Annotated in this window: 12 protein-coding genes and 2 rRNA genes (1 of these 14 only partly in view); all 14 read left to right on the top strand. The window is 66.3% G+C overall.

All coding sequences use genetic code 11. The features are described from left to right. Nucleotides 1-2,385: ribosomal RNA gene (locus tag IPP98_15905) — 23S ribosomal RNA — on the top strand (it extends 563 nt beyond the left edge of the window). Nucleotides 2,386-2,464: 79 nt separating this feature from the next. After that, nucleotides 2,465-2,581: ribosomal RNA gene (rrf, locus tag IPP98_15910) — 5S ribosomal RNA — on the top strand. Between the two features lie 150 nt (nucleotides 2,582-2,731). Beyond that, the gene (gene era / locus IPP98_15915; GenBank protein ID MBL0180572.1) at nucleotides 2,732-3,604 is read left to right on the top strand and encodes a GTPase Era; all 873 of its coding nucleotides are present in this window, start codon (nucleotides 2,732-2,734) and stop codon (nucleotides 3,602-3,604) included. After that, nucleotides 3,604-3,777: a Trm112 family protein gene (locus IPP98_15920; protein ID MBL0180573.1), complete on the top strand. Its 174-nt coding sequence runs from the start codon at nucleotides 3,604-3,606 to the stop codon at nucleotides 3,775-3,777. The genes era and IPP98_15920 overlap by 1 nt, the downstream gene beginning before the upstream one ends. Nucleotides 3,778-3,782: 5 nt before the next feature. After that, a complete protein-coding gene (cax, locus tag IPP98_15925) occupies nucleotides 3,783-5,516 on the top strand; it encodes a calcium/proton exchanger (protein MBL0180574.1) in 1,734 nt (577 codons plus the stop codon). 60 nt (nucleotides 5,517-5,576) lie between these two features. Further along, nucleotides 5,577-6,566 (top strand): diguanylate cyclase, encoded by a 990-nt coding sequence (locus tag IPP98_15930; GenBank protein ID MBL0180575.1) that lies wholly within the window; start codon nucleotides 5,577-5,579, stop codon nucleotides 6,564-6,566. Nucleotides 6,567-6,581: 15 nt separating this feature from the next. Further along, entirely contained in the window at nucleotides 6,582-7,322 is a 741-nt protein-coding gene (locus IPP98_15935) for a zinc-ribbon domain-containing protein (protein MBL0180576.1), read from the top strand. A 124-nt stretch (nucleotides 7,323-7,446) separates the two neighbouring features. Then, nucleotides 7,447-8,551 (top strand): peptide chain release factor 2 gene (gene prfB / locus IPP98_15940; GenBank protein ID MBL0180577.1). Its coding sequence is split into 2 segments (ribosomal slippage): nucleotides 7,447-7,512 and nucleotides 7,514-8,551, totalling 1,104 coding nucleotides; the frame shifts between segments, so codons are not numbered across the junction. After that, on the top strand, nucleotides 8,548-10,095 hold the full coding sequence (gene lysS, locus IPP98_15945; GenBank protein ID MBL0180578.1) for a lysine--tRNA ligase: 1,548 nt from the start codon (nucleotides 8,548-8,550) through the stop codon (nucleotides 10,093-10,095). The genes prfB and lysS overlap by 4 nt, the downstream gene beginning before the upstream one ends. Continuing rightward, on the top strand, nucleotides 10,095-11,372 hold the full coding sequence (locus IPP98_15950; GenBank protein MBL0180579.1) for an ABC transporter permease: 1,278 nt from the start codon (nucleotides 10,095-10,097) through the stop codon (nucleotides 11,370-11,372). Before lysS ends, IPP98_15950 begins: the two co-directional genes overlap by 1 nt. After that, nucleotides 11,369-12,070 (top strand): ABC transporter ATP-binding protein, encoded by a 702-nt coding sequence (locus tag IPP98_15955; protein MBL0180580.1) that lies wholly within the window; start codon nucleotides 11,369-11,371, stop codon nucleotides 12,068-12,070. The genes IPP98_15950 and IPP98_15955 overlap by 4 nt, the downstream gene beginning before the upstream one ends. Beyond that, complete coding sequence (locus IPP98_15960; protein MBL0180581.1) at nucleotides 12,067-12,582, top strand: UvrB/UvrC motif-containing protein; 516 nt, start codon at nucleotides 12,067-12,069, stop codon at nucleotides 12,580-12,582. The genes IPP98_15955 and IPP98_15960 overlap by 4 nt, the downstream gene beginning before the upstream one ends. Continuing rightward, nucleotides 12,579-13,658, top strand: a complete 1,080-nt coding sequence (locus IPP98_15965; protein MBL0180582.1) for an ATP--guanido phosphotransferase — start codon at nucleotides 12,579-12,581, stop codon at nucleotides 13,656-13,658. Before IPP98_15960 ends, IPP98_15965 begins: the two co-directional genes overlap by 4 nt. Beyond that, a complete protein-coding gene (locus tag IPP98_15970) occupies nucleotides 13,655-16,135 on the top strand; it encodes an ATP-dependent Clp protease ATP-binding subunit (protein ID MBL0180583.1) in 2,481 nt (826 codons plus the stop codon). The genes IPP98_15965 and IPP98_15970 overlap by 4 nt, the downstream gene beginning before the upstream one ends. The last annotated feature ends 16 nt before the right edge of the window (nucleotides 16,136-16,151 follow it).

The raw sequence follows: 16,151 nt of genomic DNA on the forward strand, positions 1-16,151 counted from the left end.
TCCGCAAGGGCCTGACCGCGTGCCTTTTGCATTATGATCCGGCGAGTTACTGATCACGTGCGGGTTAAGGCCCTCAGGGCCGGAGCCAGAGCGAAAGCGAGTCTGAATAGGGCGCATGTACGTGGTCGTAGACCCGAAGCCGTGGCGATCTATGCTTGAGCAGGTTGAAGCCGCCGTAACAGGCGGTGGAGGACCGAACCGATGTGGGTTGAAAACCGCTCGGATGACTTGAGCATAGGGGTGAAAGGCCAATCAAGCTCGGAGATAGCTGGTTCTCCCCGAAATATATTTTGGTATAGCCTCGGAAAATGAGTTCCTGGGAGGTAGAGCTACTGGATGGGTCCGGGCCGCGTCAGCGGTACCTCCCCCAACCAAACTCCGAATGCCCATGGAATGCTGTCCGGGAGGCAGTCGCTGTGCGCTAATGTACAGCGGCGAGAGGGAAAGAACCCAGAACGACTGCTAAGGCCCCGGAGTGGTGGCTCAGTGTAGCAAAGGATGTGATTTTGCTGTGACAACTGGGAGGTTGGCTTAGAAGCAGCCATTCCTTTAAAGAGTGCGTAATAGCTCACCAGTCCAGCGAGATTGCGCCGATAATGGTCGGGACTTAAGCCACCCGCCGAAGCATCGTCTTCATGCTTTGCATGAGGGGTAGGGGAGCGTTCCCATAGCGACGAAGCCGCGGCGGAAGCCTTGCGGTGGAGCGGTGGGAAGTGAGAATGCCGGATTAAGTACGCGATAAACAGGGTGAAAACCCCTGTCACCGTAAGCCTAAGGTTTCCTGAGCCATGTCGATCAGCTCAGGGTTAGTCGGTCCCTAAGGTGAGGCCGAGAGGCGTAGCTGATGGGAAACGGGTCAATATTCCCGTACCAACTGTAGGCCGTTATGAGCTCGAGGAGGGACGCAGGAGCAGGGTGTCCGACGGATTGTGGTTATGCCGTTGCAAGGTGGTAGACGTTTCCCGGTAGGCAAATCCGCTGGGATAGTCGAGAACCGATGCCGAAGGGTCTTCACCGACCCGCAAAGGGATGCTGACGCCGACTGCCGAGAAAAGCTTCGCGAGCCAGGACTGCAGTTGACCGTACCGTAATCCGACACAGGTAGGCGAGGCGAGCAGCCTAAGGTGCTCGAGTGATTTACGGAAAAGGAACTCGGCAAAATGACCCCGTAACTTCGGGATAAGGGGTGCCGGCAGTAGCTGACCTAATCAAGGGAAGGCGAGACCGGCCGCAGAGAATCGTCCCAAGCGACTGTTTAGCAAAAACACAGGAGCGTGCTAAGGCATTGTCCAAGCCAACGTATACGCTCTGACTCCTGCCCGGTGCCGGAAGGTTAAGGCAAGCTGTCAGCCGCAAGGCGAAGCAGTGAACCGAAGCCCCGGTAAACGGCGGCCGTAACTATAACGGTCCTAAGGTAGCGAAATTCCTTGTCGGGTAAGTTCCGACCTGCACGAATGGAGTAACGACTTGGGAGCTGTCTCTTCCGTAAGCTCGGCGAAATAGAAGCATCGGTGAGGATTCCGATTACCCGCGACAGGACAAAAAGACCCCATGCACCTTTACTACAACCTGTCATTGATTGTCGGTATGCGTTGCGTAGCATAGGTGGGAGCCGGTGAAACCGGGGTTTCGGCCCTGGTGGAGGCACCAGTGAAATACCACCCTTCGTTTACTAACAATCTCACTCAGCCGGCAACACCGGCGAGGACCGTGGCAGGCGGGTAGTTTGACTGGGGCGGTCGCCTCCTAAAAAGTACCGGAGGCGCACAATGGTTGGCTCAGTGCGGTCGGTAATCGCACGTCGAGTGTATACGCAGAAGCCAGCCTGACTGCGAGCGCGACAGCGCGAGCAGGGACGAAAGTCGGTGTAAGTGATCCGGCGGGACCGTGTGGACGGCCCGTCGCTCATCGGATAAAAGGTACGCTGGGGATAACAGGCTTATCGCGCCCGAGAGTTCACATCGACGGCGCGGTTTGGCACCTCGATGTCGGCTTGTCACATCCTGGGGCTGGAGAAGGTCCCAAGGGTCCGGCTGTTCGCCGGTTAAAGTGGCACATGAGCTGGGTTCAGAACGTCGTGAGACAGTTCGGTCTGTATCCGTCGTGGGCGTGGGAATGTTGAGGGACGTCGACCTTAGTACGAGAGGACCGGGTCGAAGCGACCGCTCGTGTACGGGCTATCCTGCCAAGGGTATCGCCCGGTAGCGATGTCGCGCGCAGATAACCGCTGAAAGCATCTAAGTGGGAAACTGTTCCCAAGATGAACATTCCTGGGTCTTAAGACCCCTGAAGGGCCGTGGGAGACTACCACGTTGATAGGCGGCAGATGTAAGGCGTGCAAGCGCTTCAGTCGAGCCGTACTAATCGCCCGTGCAGTTTGATCTCTCCCTATTATTTTTGGTTTTCGGTTGCCTTCCCAGGCACATCATCCCTCCCTTCGCTTGTTAATCAGCCGATATTTTTGGCTGGCGACTAGCGCGCAGGGGCCACACCCGTTCCCATTCCGAACACGGTAGTTAAGCCCTGTAGCGTCGATGGTACTACGACTGCGAGGTCGTGGGAGAGTAGACCGTCGTCAGCCACCCCATTGAAGCCCGAGGTTCCGCAAGGAGTCTCGGGCTTCTTGGCGTTCGTGGGGCGGTAGTCGTGGTCCTTAGTCATTAGTCATAGGCAGATGCCACCAACGACTAACGACTAACGACTAACGTCTACGCAACGACTATCTTCCCGCATGCCCAAGACTGGACGCATCGCCCTCGCCGGCCGACCAAATGTCGGCAAGTCCTCCCTCATGAATGCCATTCTCGGCACCCCCCTCGCCATGGTCTCCCCCAAGGCCCAGGCCACGCGGATCCCCGTTACCGGGCTCCACACCGAGGGTGACGTCCAGATGATCTTCGAGGACCTCCCGGGTCTGCTCGATCCCGCCTACCTGATGCAGTCTTCGATGCGCCACATGGCCCTCGAGCTGCTCCCCAAGGTCGACGTGATCCTGCACCTGCACCCGGCCGACGAGGGTGACCATCCCGATTTCGCCGCCCTCGTGCCCGATGCCCCAGCCTTCACCGCGCCGATACTCAAGGTCCTGACCAAGGGCGACCTCGTCAGCGGCCCGCGCCGGACCGAGCTGATGAAGACCGTCGTGGTGACCGAGATTGGCCGACCGGCCTCGATCAAGGCGCTCCTGGCCGCCATCACACCCTTGCTGCCCGAGGCGCCCTTCACCTACGACCCCGAAGACATCGGGACCCAGCCGGTGCGCTTCTTCGTCGGGGAGTACCTCCGCGAGGCGGCCTTCCAGGAACTGGGGGACGAGGTGCCCTATTCGTTCGCGGCCGAGGTGGACGAGTTCCGCGAAACCCCGGCGCCAGTGTACATTCGGGCGACGCTGTATGTGGAGCGGGAGTCCCAGAAGGGCATCGTGATCGGCAAGCAGGGCGCCACCCTCAAGAAGATTGGGGCCCACGCTCGGCAGCGCCTCGAGACCCTGCTGGGGGAGAAGGTCTACTTGGAGACCTGGGTAAAGGTGCTCCCCAAGTGGCGCCGCTCGCCGACCGCCCTGACCCGCTTTGGCTTTCCCATCCCGGACCCCGAGATTCGTTGATGCCCCTGGCTCAGGAACTCCTCGACCTGCTTGTCTGTCCGAAGTGCAAGGGCGACCTTGTGCATCGCACCGAGCCGGAGGAATCGCTGGCCTGCCTTGCCTGTCGTCTGGTATTCGCGGTCGAGGATGACATCCCGATCATGCTGCTCGACGAAGCCACCCCTCTCGACTGACCTCCGTGCCCCCACTTGATGATCTTCGCGCCGCCGCTGCAGCCCGGGCCGCGGCGCTGGAAGCCGATTTCACCGGCACCGAACACCTCCTGCTCGCGTGGCTCGACACCGCCACCGGGCCACTCGCCGAGGCCGTCAGCACCGCCGGCCTGACCCCCGACACGCTGGCCGCCCTGATGGCCCAGGGGAAGGGGCGCCGCCGCGGTGGCGTCCCCGCCGGCGAGCCGGGTGGGCTCTCTTCGCAGGCGCAACGCGTCATGGACCTGGCGACCGAGCAGGCCGTCGCCGCCGGCCGCACTGACGCGACCCCCGATGACCTCTTCCTCGCGATGATCCACGAGCCGCGGGGCATCGTCGCCCGCGCCCTCACCGAGTACCAGCTCAAGCCGTCAAAGCTGCGCGCGCTGGTCCGGGCGGAGGCGCCGAAGCCGAGGCGCGATCCGGCCGAGGCGGACGCACGGGCCGCCGAGAAGGCCGCACGGCGCGCCGCGCGGGAGAGCGAGCCAAAGCCCGAACGCCCCCCGCGGACGGAGCCTTCGGCCCCCAAGGCCGAGCGCCCGGCGCGCCCCGAGCCGAAGCGCGGTCGCGATCCCGAGATCGATGACATCCCCGAGCCACGGGCACCGGTCCGACCCAAGCTCGTTCCGCCGCCCAAGCTGGTCGCGGTGGTGGTCGAACCGGTCAAGCGCCGCTTCGGCATCACGACGCCGCTCTTCCTGGCCGTCCCGATCGCCATCTGGCTCTACAGCACCGGCGCCGATCCCCTCTGGATCTTCATCACGGCCTGCCTCGGCGTGCTGCCGCTCGCCGGGCTCATGGGCACGGCGACAGAGCATCTCGCCGAGAAGACCGGCCCCGCATTGGGTGGATTGCTCAACGCGACCTTCGGCAACGCGGCCGAGTTGATCATCGCGCTCGCGGCGCTGCGTGCCGGGTACGTCGACCTCGTGAAGGCGTCGATCACCGGCTCGATCCTCGGCAACCTTCTGCTGATCCTCGGCCTGTCGTTGATAGCCGGCGGCACTCGCAAGCCGATGCTCGCCTTCAATCGGACCAACGCCGGGATGAGCTCGGCGATGCTCGCCCTCGCCGTGGCGGGGATGGTCTTCCCGGCACTCTTCCATGCGACCCATCCCGATGCGGCCGCGCTGGTCGAGCTGCACCTGTCCGAGGCGGTCGCCGTCATCCTCGGTGTGACCTACATCCTCTCCCTCGTCTTCGTGTTGCGGACGCACCGCCCGCTGTTCGGCGGCGCAAGCCATGGCGTGGATGGACCGGTGTGGGGAATCGGGCGCGCCGTCCTGGTGCTCGGTCTGGCGACGGTCGGTGTCGCCGTGATGTCGGAAATTCTGGTGCATGCCGTCGAACCGGTGACGAAGACGCTCGGCGTCTCCGAGGTGTTCCTCGGCTTGATCATCATTCCGGTCATCGGCAACGCGGCGGAACACGCCACCGCCATCGTCGTCGCACGGAAGGGGAACACCGACTTGGCGTTCCAGATCGCCCTCGGCTCCAGCACCCAGGTGGCACTGTTGGTCGCCCCGATTCTGGTCTTCGCCGGGGCAATGATGGGTGTGGTCGGCATGAACCTCGTCTTCCCGGCCTTCGAGGTGATGGCGCTCAGCGTCTCGGTTGTCCTGACCGCGATCATCACGCTGGATGGCGAGTCCCACTGGTTCGAGGGGGTGCAGCTGCTGGCCCTCTACGCCATGCTCGGTGCGGCCGCCTGGTTCATTTGACGGCCTCCGCGGGAGCGGATACGTTGAATTGTTGGTTCACCCTCGTCCCGGAGTGCCGGCGTGCCGCTGCCGCGTCGCACCATCCTTCACTGTGGCTCGCCAGAGCACCCGCTGCCGGAGTTGTATCGGCGGTGGGCTGAGAGCACAGGGATGGTTGTCGAGTTCACCGACGACCCCGCCGAAATCGAGGCGCGGATCCTCCGTGGGCGCGGTGCGCTCTTGTTCGTGCTGGACGACGAAGGGCACCCCGAACGGGAGGCGATGGTCCGTCGGCTGAAGAGCGACGCCTACACGGCGATCGTCCCGGTGACGATCCTTGCAGGGGCGCACGATGCCAATCGGGTGGCCCGCTGGTATGAGGCCGGTGCAGATGAGGTGTTGACGCCGCTCTTCGCCCCGGCCGAGCAGCGGGCCCGCCTTGGCGCCTTGATGGCGCGCACCGAGCGCAACGTCGGCGTCCATCCGTCGACGCGGCTGCCGGGCACCATCGAAATTGAGCGCGAATTCCGGCGTCGGATCGACGCCGCCGCGGGGTTCGCTGTCTGCTACGCCGATCTCGACCACTTCAAGGAGTTCAACGACCGCTACAGCTACTACGATGGCGATCGGGTGATCTTCGTGCTTTCCCGCATCCTCCACGACGTCGTCCGTGGCGTGGTGGGTCCGGACGGCTTCGTGGGGCACATCGGCGGCGACGACTTCATCTTCGTCGTGCCCGCGGCGTCGCACGCCGAGATCTGTGCCGAGATTCTGAACGTCTTCGACACCCTGGTGCCGTTGCAGTACAGCGAGCAGGATCGGCGGGCGGGCTACTTCTTCGGCAAGGACCGTCGCGGGCAGCTGCATCGCGTGCCGCTGATGACGCTGTCGATCGGCGTGGTGACCAATGCGCACCGGACCTTCACCCATCCGGCGCAGATCAGCGAGTTGGCCACCGAAATGAAGAGCTATGCCAAGACGCTTCCCGGCTCGGTCTACGTGGTGGACCGGCGCCGCAGTGATCATGAGATTCGCAGTGGGCCGGGTGGGCGCGATGCCCGCGGCTCCTGAGGCTTCGAGGACCCGATGAACGTTACCTGTCCGCAATGTGCTTCCGTCTTTCGGGTCGACCCGGCCAAGGTCCCCGAGTCCGGTGTCCGGGCGCGCTGTTCCGTCTGCGCGGGATTGATCGCCGTGCGCCGTCCGCCGATTTCGGCGCCGGTGCTTCCGCCGATCGACATTCCGCTGCCACCGGTTGACGTCCGGCCGACTCCACCGCCGGTCGAGTCCCACATGGCCGCGCCGTTGGCCTCCGAGCCGGTTGTCGAGCCCGAACCGTTGTTCGAGGCGCCACCGGTCGAGGCGCCACCGGTCGAGGTGTCGCCGAGCGAGGTGTCGCCACCGCCAGCACCCGAGATCATGGTCCGAGACGTCGCGGCGCCGGTGATGCCGCCGGCGGTGCCGTTCACGACGCTGCCCCCGGAGCCGACGCCGGCCGTTCGTCCCGCCGCGCCGACTCCGGCGCCCGACGCCGAGGCGCCGCGCGCAGCACCGAACCGCTTCGCCAATCCGTTCCTGCAACAGGATCCCGCGACGCGGGCGCGCCGACTGGCCCGCGCCCTCGTCTCCGATCTCGTTGTCTACCATCCGGAGAAGCGGCAGCGCGGGCTCGCCGACGGCACGCTGAAGGAACTTTTCTCCGAGGAGATCCGGAAGAGCTGGGAAGAGTATTCGGAGCAGGTGGGTCAGGAGATCGCCACCACCACACCCTGGTTCACCGAGGCGCTGAACGAGATCCTCGCCGAGGGGCGGCCGCTCTTCGGCTGAACCGACCGGCGGCGTCGCCGTGCAGGGTCGATCGCGTTATCTTTGAACGCTGAGTCCGGGTCGTTCCCCGCCACCGGGCGGGTGAGCGGCCCGGTGGTGTCTCTGGTCCCGATGGGGTGGTGTGATGGCTGATCTTTCCGAACGCGCAGCGGGCTTGAAGCAGCGAGTCGTCGAACTCCGAGACTTTCTTTGACGTCCCGCGGAAGACGGCGCGGCTGACGGACCTGGAAGGACGACAAGGCGATCCCGCGTTCTGGGCGGATTCGGAGCGTGCCCGGGAACTGGTGCAGGAAATCAAGGCGCTGAAGGCGTGGATCACGCCGCACAGCGACCTCTCGGCGCGCGTCGACGATGCCAGCGGCATGCTCGAGTTGCTCGAACTTGAGCCCGATGCGTCGATGGAAGCGGACATCGCCACGGAGCTCGACAAGATCACGGCGGGTCTCGACAAGCTCGAGATGCAGACGATGCTGCAGGGCCCCGACGACCAGCGCGATGCGCTGCTCACGATCCATCCGGGCGCCGGCGGCACCGAGTCGCAGGACTGGGCCCAGATGCTCATGCGGATGTATGTCCGCTGGGCGGAACGGCGCGGCTTCGCGGTGACGATCCTCGACCTGATGGAAGGCGACGAAGCCGGCATCAAGTCGGCCACGATCGAAATCAAGGGCCAGTATGCCTACGGCTTTCTCAAGGCGGAGAAGGGCGTGCACCGGCTGGTGCGCATCTCCCCCTACGACTCGCAGGCGCGCCGGCACACCTCCTTCGCGTCGGTGTTCGTCTATCCCGACATCGACGACACGATCGTGATCGACATCCGCGACGAGGACATCAAGATGGATGTCTATCGCGCCTCGGGTGCCGGCGGGCAGCACATCAACAAGACGTCGTCCGCGGTGCGGCTCACGCACATGCCGACCGGGACGGTCGTGGCGTGTCAGCAGGAGCGGTCGCAGCACAAGAACAAGGACACGGCGATGAAGATGTTGCGCGCCGCGCTCTATGCCCTGAAGCTCGAGGAGCAGGAGGCCGCCAAGGCAGTCCTCGAGGCGACCAAGAGCGACAACTCGTGGGGCAACCAGATCCGTTCGTATGTCTTCCAGCCGTATACGATGGTCAACGACCACCGCACCGAGCTGAAGCTGACCGACGTGCACGCGGTCATGGACGGCGACCTCGACGAACTGATCGAGGCGTATCTGAAGCGGAACGGAGGGACGGCCGCATGAGTGATCCGCTGCTGAGTCGGGGTCATGTCGAAGAGGGGCGGCGCGCCAAGCGCACCGCCCTTGAGGCGATGGGCGTGACACCGTTCGCCTACGCCTTTGCCCGCAGTCACACCGCCGCCGCGGCCCTCGCGCTGTGGGACGACGCGATGGGCGAGGACGGACCGATCGTGACGGTCGCGGGTCGCCTGGTGGCGCTGCGCGGCCAGGGGAAGACCGTCTTCGCACACCTCGAAGACGCCTCCGGCCGGATCCAGCTCTACTGCCGGCGCGATGCCCTCGTCGAGGCATGGGCGGTGCTCGAATTGCTCGACCTCGACGATCACGTCGGCGTCGAGGGCCGACTCTTCCGGACCCGGACCGGCGAGGTGACCCTCGCGGTGTCGGCCATCACGCTCCTCGCCAAGAGTCTCCGGCCGTTGCCGCGCGGGAAGGTCGAGACCCTCGAGGACGGCAGCAACGTGGTGCACGGCGGGCTGACCGATCCCGAGGTCCGCTACCGGCAGCGCTATGCCGACTTCGCCGTGCATCCCGAGCTCCGCGACACCTTCCGGCTGCGCGCCCGGGTGATCGCCTACATCCGCCGCTTCCTCGACGACCGCGACTTCCTCGAGGTCGAGACGCCGGTGCTGCAGCCGCTCTATGGCGGCGCCTCGGCCCGCCCGTTCGTGACGCACCACAACGCGCTCGACATGCCGCTCTTCCTGCGCATCGCGGACGAGCTGTACCTCAAGCGCCTGCTCGTGGGTGGCTTCGAGCGCGTCTACGAGATCGGCCACGACTTCCGCAACGAGGGGATGGACCGGACGCACAATCCCGAGTTCACCATGCTCGAGTGGTACATGGCGTATGCCGATTACCACGACGTGCTGGCGATGTTCGAGGAGCTGCTGAGCGGGCTGGTGCAGGCGACGCTCGGTGGCGTGCAGCTGGAGCGGCAGGGGCATGCGCTCGACTTCACCGCGCCGTACCGTCGGGTCTCGTTCGTCGAGGGCATTCGCGACACCTCGGGGCTGGACGTCCTGAACGATTCCGAGGCCACGCTCCGCGCCTATCTCGTGACGCGTGGCGAGCCGGCCGAGTCGGCGGCGACGATGGCGGGTGGTCGCTTGCTCGACGAGGTCTTCAAGGTCACGCTCGAGCCGACGCTGGTGCAGCCGACGTTCGTGGTCGACTATCCCCGCGCCCTCTCGCCGCTCGCCAAGCCGCATCGTGACGATCCGCGGCTGACCGAACGCTTTGAGTTCTTCGTGCTCGGCCGCGAGATCGCGAACGCCTTCTCCGAGCTCAACGATCCGGACGATCAGCGGGCGCGGTTCGAGGATCAGGTCGCGCAGCGCGCGGCGGGTGACGACGAGGCACAGCAGTTCGACGCCGACTACATCCGCGCACTTGAGTACGGGATGCCACCGACCGGCGGGATCGGTGTCGGCATCGATCGGTTGGTGATGCTGCTCGCCGACGAGGCCTCGATCCGCGACGTGATCCTCTTCCCGGCGATGCGCCCCGAATCCACCGGCGCCGCGCCGGCCGCCCCCGAGGGCTGATGGCCGCGCGCTGGTGGCCGACGGCGCTCGAGCGCCAGATCGCGGTCCGCTACCTGCGCGGACAGCGCGGCACCCGCAGTGCCTCGCTGCAGACCATCATCGCGATCGCGGGGATCGCCATCGGCGTGGCCGCGTTGATCGTGGTGCTCGGCGTGATGACCGGCCTCCGCAACGACCTCCGCGATCGCATCCTGGTCGCTGCCCCGCACCTGCGCGTCCTGACCTACGGCACGTCGCTGCGCGTCGATGATTGGCGCGCCCAGCTCCCGAAGATCCGGGCCGTCCCGGGCGTCGTGCAGGTGGCGCCCGAGGTGAACACCCAGACCATCACGCTGAACGCCGACGGCTACCCCGAACCGGCCGCGGTCCTCGGGGTGGAGCCCGGCCTGGGCAACAACGGCGTCGTCCAACTCGACTCGGTGATGACGCAGGGCAATCTCGACTTCAAGCCACGGGCCCCCGACGTCGATGCCGCCGTGGTGCTCGGAGGCCGTCTCGCAGAGCGGTTGTCGGTGCTCCCTGGCGACCTGCTCTCGATCATTCCGCCGAGGGCTGTTCGCCGGAGTCGAACGTTGGGCACGCTGACTGGTACCAACGTGGTGCCGTGGACTGTCGAGGTGACCGGAACGTTCGAGACCGGGATGTACACCTACGACAACACCTTCATGGTGATGTCACGGGCGGACGCGCAGCGGTTCGCCGGGCTCGACACCGCGATCACGGATATCGCCGTCCGGGTCAGCGACCCCTGGCGGGCGGTGGCGATCGCGCGGCAGCTGGACACGCTCCTCGGCCTCCCCTATCGGACCGAGGCGTGGCAGGAACAGAACAGCACGCTCTTCGCCGCCCTCGAGCTGGAGAAGAAGGCGATGGCCATGGTCATCTTCTTCATCATGCTGGTGGCGGCGTTCAACATTGTCGGAACGCTGACGATGGTGGTGGCGTTCAAGACGCGGGAGATCGGGATTCTCCGCGCCATGGGCGTCACGCCGTCGGGCATCGGCCGCATCTTCCGCACGCAAGGGACCACGATCGGCCTCGTGGGCACCTCCATCGGCCTCGTCCTCGGCCTGGCGCTTTCGCTGGCGGTCGATCGCGGCAAGCTGATCACGCTCGATCCGACCGTGTACTTCATCGACGCCCTGCCGATCCGCACCGAGCCGCTCGATGTGCTGGCCGTGGTGCTGACGTCGCTGGCGATCGCGGTGCTCGCGACCATCCCCGCCGCCCGCCGTGCCTCGCAGCTCGAGCCGGTGGAGGCAATCCGCGCCGAATGAGTCTCCTCCTCGAGGGTCACGATCTGGTTCGCCGCTTCATGGGCGGCGATGGCACCCCGGTCGAGGTGCTCAGCGGCGCGTCGCTCACGATGGCGCCGGGCGAATGCGTGGCGATCACCGGCGCCAGCGGGACGGGCAAGAGCACGCTGCTCCACCTGCTCGGTGCGCTCGATCGGCCTGATCGCGGGACGGTGCGGCTCGAAGGCGTCTCCTTTGCCGACCTGGATGCGGATGCGTTGGCCGATGTGCGGAATCGACGGATCGGATTCGTCTTCCAGTTCCATCATCTGCTGCGCGATTTCACCGCCACCGAGAACGTCATGATGCCGTTGCTGATCGCCGGCGTCGCGCCGGCCGATGCCCGCCGCCGTGCGGTCGCCGAGTTGGCGCGTGTCGGCCTCGAGGGGCGCGCCGCCTCGCGCGTGACGGTTCTGTCGGGCGGGGAGCAGCAGCGGGTGGCGCTGGCCCGCGCGCTGGTGCCGCGGCCGGCCCTGCTGCTGGCCGACGAGCCGACCGGCAATCTCGACGTGCCGACGGCGGCCCGGATGCACGGTCTGCTGCTCGATGCGGCGCGCGAAGCGGGGGCGGCGGTGGTGCTCGTGACCCACAATCCCGACCTTGCCGCCTTGGCTGACAGGGTTCTTACGCTTCATGCCGGCGTCCTCTGCTCGGCCGATCCGGCGGGGACCGGGGAATGAGTCTCTGCGTTGACTGTCACCAGCGCGAGGCGGTGGTCCACCTGACGCAGGCGGAGGGGGGCGAAGTTCGGACGCTCCACCTCTGCAGCCGGTGTGCCGCGGAGCGCGGCGTGGCCACCGACTCCGACGTCGGGGAGACGCCACTCGGTGCGTTCCTGGCGGCCATGGGGAGTGGCGGCGCGATGCTGGCGGCGGCCGCTGCTCCGGACGTCCACTGCCCGGCATGTGATGCGACCCTCGGCGATTTCCAGGCATCGGGTCGATTGGGATGCCCCACCTGCTGGGAGACCTTCGATCGTCCCCTCCGCGAGCTGCTTCGGCGGGTGCACGGGGCGACCCGCCACGTGGGCGAGGCACCGGGGCAATCGGCTGCCGGAGCCGGGGCACTGACGGCGGTGCAGCAGGTGGCCCGATTGGAAGCCGTCCTGGCCGCCGCCGTGGCCGCAGAGCGCTTCGAGGAGGCGGCCGAGCTGCGGGACCGGCTCCGGCAGCTCCGGGAAGCGGCCCAGTGACCACTGACGGTCTCTTTCCGGATGGAGCACTCCCCTGGTTGGACGCGACCGGGCCAGATAGCGCCCTGGTCGTCTCCACCCGGGTGCGGCTGGCCCGGAACCTGGCCGGACGGCCGTTCTGGGGTCGGAATTCGCCGTTGGACCGCGAAAGTGTGGTCCGGATGGTCGAGGCGGCCTCCGGCGAGGCGCCGGGGCTCTCCGGGGCCCCTGTGGTCCGGGTGGACGGCCTCAGCAAGCGCGAGCGGATCCTCCTGCATGAGCGGCAGCTGATTTCGCGTGAACTGGCCGGGTTGGACGCCTCCGGGCGGGTCCGCTCGGGGGCCGGTTTGCTGGTCGGGGCGACCGCCTCGGTGATGCTCAACGAGGAGGACCACCTCCGCATTCAGGCGTTTCGGTCCGGCTTCGCGCTGGCGGCCGCACACGCCGATGCGGCGGGGGCGGAAGCCGATTTGGGGCGGCGTCTTTCCTTCGCCTTCCACCCCGAGTTCGGCTATCTTACGAGCTGTCCGACCAACGTCGGCACCGGCCTCCGCGCGTCGGTGCTGATGCACATCCCGGCGCTGGTGATGACCCGGGAAGCCGCGAAGGTGCTGCATGGATTGGGGCAGGTGGGGCTCACGCATCGGGGCCTCTCCGGCGAGGGCAGTGAAGCCCTTGGCCACCTCTTCCAGCTCTCCAATCAGACCACCCTCGGCAAGTCGGCGACGGAGCTCCTGGATCATCTGGGACGATTGGTCCGTCAGGTCGTGGAATACGAGGAACGGGCGCGGGTCGTCTTGCGGCGCGATGCCCCGACGGCCCTGGAAGATCAGGTGTGGCGTGCGTGGGGACTCCTCCGGCACGCCAGGGCCTTGGGCTTCGAAGAGGCAGTGACCCTGTTGAGCAGCGTCCGGCTGGGCGTCGGGATGGGCATCCTCCCGGCCGTGGCGCGACCGATCTTGAACCGGCTCCTGGTGCTGGCGCAGCCCGCGCACGTGGCCCAGGATGCCGGGACCGGCCTCGACGACGAGGCACTCGCGATGCACCGCGCCACATTGGTGCGTCGACTGCTGGCTGACACGGAGGGTGGCGGATGAACGGCTACAACTTCACCGACCGCGTGCGGAAGGTGCTCCAGATGGCCCGCGAGGAAGCGGCCCGTCTGCACCACGAGTACGTCGGGACGGAGCACATTCTGCTCGGGCTGATTCGCGAGGGAGAGGGCGTCGCTGCGGCGGTGCTCACCAACCTTGGCGTCGAACTGGAAGATGTCCAGCAGAAGATCGAGGAGACGGTGAAGAAGGGAAAGGCGGCCTCGGCCGCCGGTCCGGAGCTGCCGTACACCTCGCGCGCGAAGAAGGTGCTCGAGTTGGCGATGGTCGAGGCGCGTGAGCTGAACCATTCCTACGTCGGCACCGAGCACCTGCTGCTCGGCCTGCTCAAGGAAGAGAAGGGGATTGCGGCGCAGGTCCTAACCGATGCCGGCATCTCGCTGGAGCAGGCGCGCAGCGAAACGCTCCGCTTGCTTGGCTCCGACCTCCCGGCGCAGCCGCCGGCGTCGTCGGCCCCGGCCGCCGGTCCGCAGAGCGTGCCGCCCAAGGGCGACAAGAAGTCGAAGACGCCGGCCCTCGATCACTTCTGCCGCGACCTGACGACCCTCGCCGCCGAGGGAGCCCTCGACCCGACGATCGGCCGGGCGAAGGAGATCGAGCGCGTCATGGAGATCCTGGCGCGGCGCAAGAAGAACAACCCGGTGCTGATCGGCGAGCCCGGCGTCGGCAAGACGGCGATCGTCGAGGGACTCGCGCTCCTGGTGGCGAACGGCAACTGTCCCGACGTGCTGCGCGACCATCGTGTCCTCTCGCTCGACATGGCGGCGGTCATCGCGGGCACCAAGTATCGCGGCCAGTTCGAGGAGCGGCTCAAGGCGGTGATGAACGAGATCGCGGCAAGCAAGAACGTGATCCTCTTCATCGACGAACTGCACACCCTGGTCGGCGCGGGTGCCGCCGAGGGAGCGATCGACGCCTCCAACATGCTGAAGCCCGCGCTGGCGCGCGGCGAGCTCCAGTGCGTCGGCGCCTCGACCCTCAATGAGTATCGCAAGTACATCGAGAAGGACGGCGCGCTTGAGCGCCGCTTCCAGACCGTGGTGGTCGAGCCGCCCTCGATCGAGGAGACGGTCGAGATCCTCAAGGGGCTGCGCGGCAAGTACGAGGACCACCATCGCGTGACCATCCCGGATGCCACGCTGAAGGCGGCGGCCGAACTCTCGGAGCGCTACATCACCGACCGGTTCCTGCCGGACAAGGCGATCGACGTGATCGACGAGGCGGGCGCGCGCGCACGGCTGGCGTCGCAGCATCCGCCCGCCGAGGTCGGCGCACTGAAGCTGCAGCTCGACCAGGTCACGGTCGAGAAGGAAGAGGCGGTCCGCGACCAGAATTTCGAGAAGGCGGCGGCGCTCCGCGATCGCGAGCGCGACCTGCAGCAGCAGATCCGCCAGGTGCAGGAGGACTGGGAGCGCGAGCGGCAGACGATGCGTCCGATCATCGACGAGGAGGCCGTCGCCTTCATCGTCGGCCGGTGGACGGGCATCCCGGTGACGCGCATCCAGGAAGCGGAGGCCTCGCGCCTGCTGCGCATGGAGGATGAGCTGCACGTGTCGGTGATCGGCCAGGATGAGGCGATCAAGGCGGTGTCGCGCGCCATCCGTCGCTCGCGGGCCGGCCTCAAGGACCCGAATCGCCCGATCGGCTCGTTCATCTTCTCCGGCCCCACGGGCGTCGGCAAGACCGAACTTGCCCGCTCGCTGGCGAAGTTCCTCTTCTCCGACCCCTCGGCGTTCATTCGCGTCGACATGTCGGAGTACATGGAGAAGTTCTCGGTCTCGCGGCTCATCGGGGCGCCCCCGGGCTACGTGGGCTACGAGGAATCGGGGACGCTGACCAAGGCGGTCCGCCGCAAGCCCTACTCGGTCGTGCTGCTCGACGAAATCGAGAAGGCGCATCCGGACGTCTTCAACATCCTGCTGCAGGTGCTCGACGAGGGCCACCTGACCGACAACTACGGCCGGGTGATCGACTTCAAGAACACCGTCGTGATCATGACGTCGAACGTCGGGGCGCGCGACATCATGCAGGGAAAGTCCCTCGGCTTCCACGCGGTCGACGGCGCGCAGAGCTTTGCCAAGATGTCGGAGACGGTCAAGGAAGAGATCGGCAAGGTCTTCAATCCGGAGTTCATCAACCGGCTCGATGACGTGATCGTCTTCCATCCGCTCGCGAAGGAGCACATCGCGAAGATCGTCACCGTCCTGCTCAAGGATGTCATGCGGCGCCTCGGCGACGAGGTGCGGCTCACGCCGGCGGCGATCGACTTCCTGGCCGATCATGGCTACGACCAGAGTTACGGTGCGCGCCCGCTGAAGCGCGCGATCCAACGCTACATCGAAGACCCGCTCAGCGAGCGGATTCTCGCTGCGGACTTCGTGCCGGGAGATGAAATCGAAGTGGACGTCGCCCCTGAAGGGGACAAGCTGGCCTTCCGGGCCCTGTCCGAGAGCAAGGCCTGAGCGCCGCGTCGCTGTG

This window comes from Gemmatimonadota bacterium, assembly GCA_016720805.1.
Classification (GTDB): Bacteria; Gemmatimonadota; Gemmatimonadetes; order Gemmatimonadales; family GWC2-71-9; genus Palsa-1233.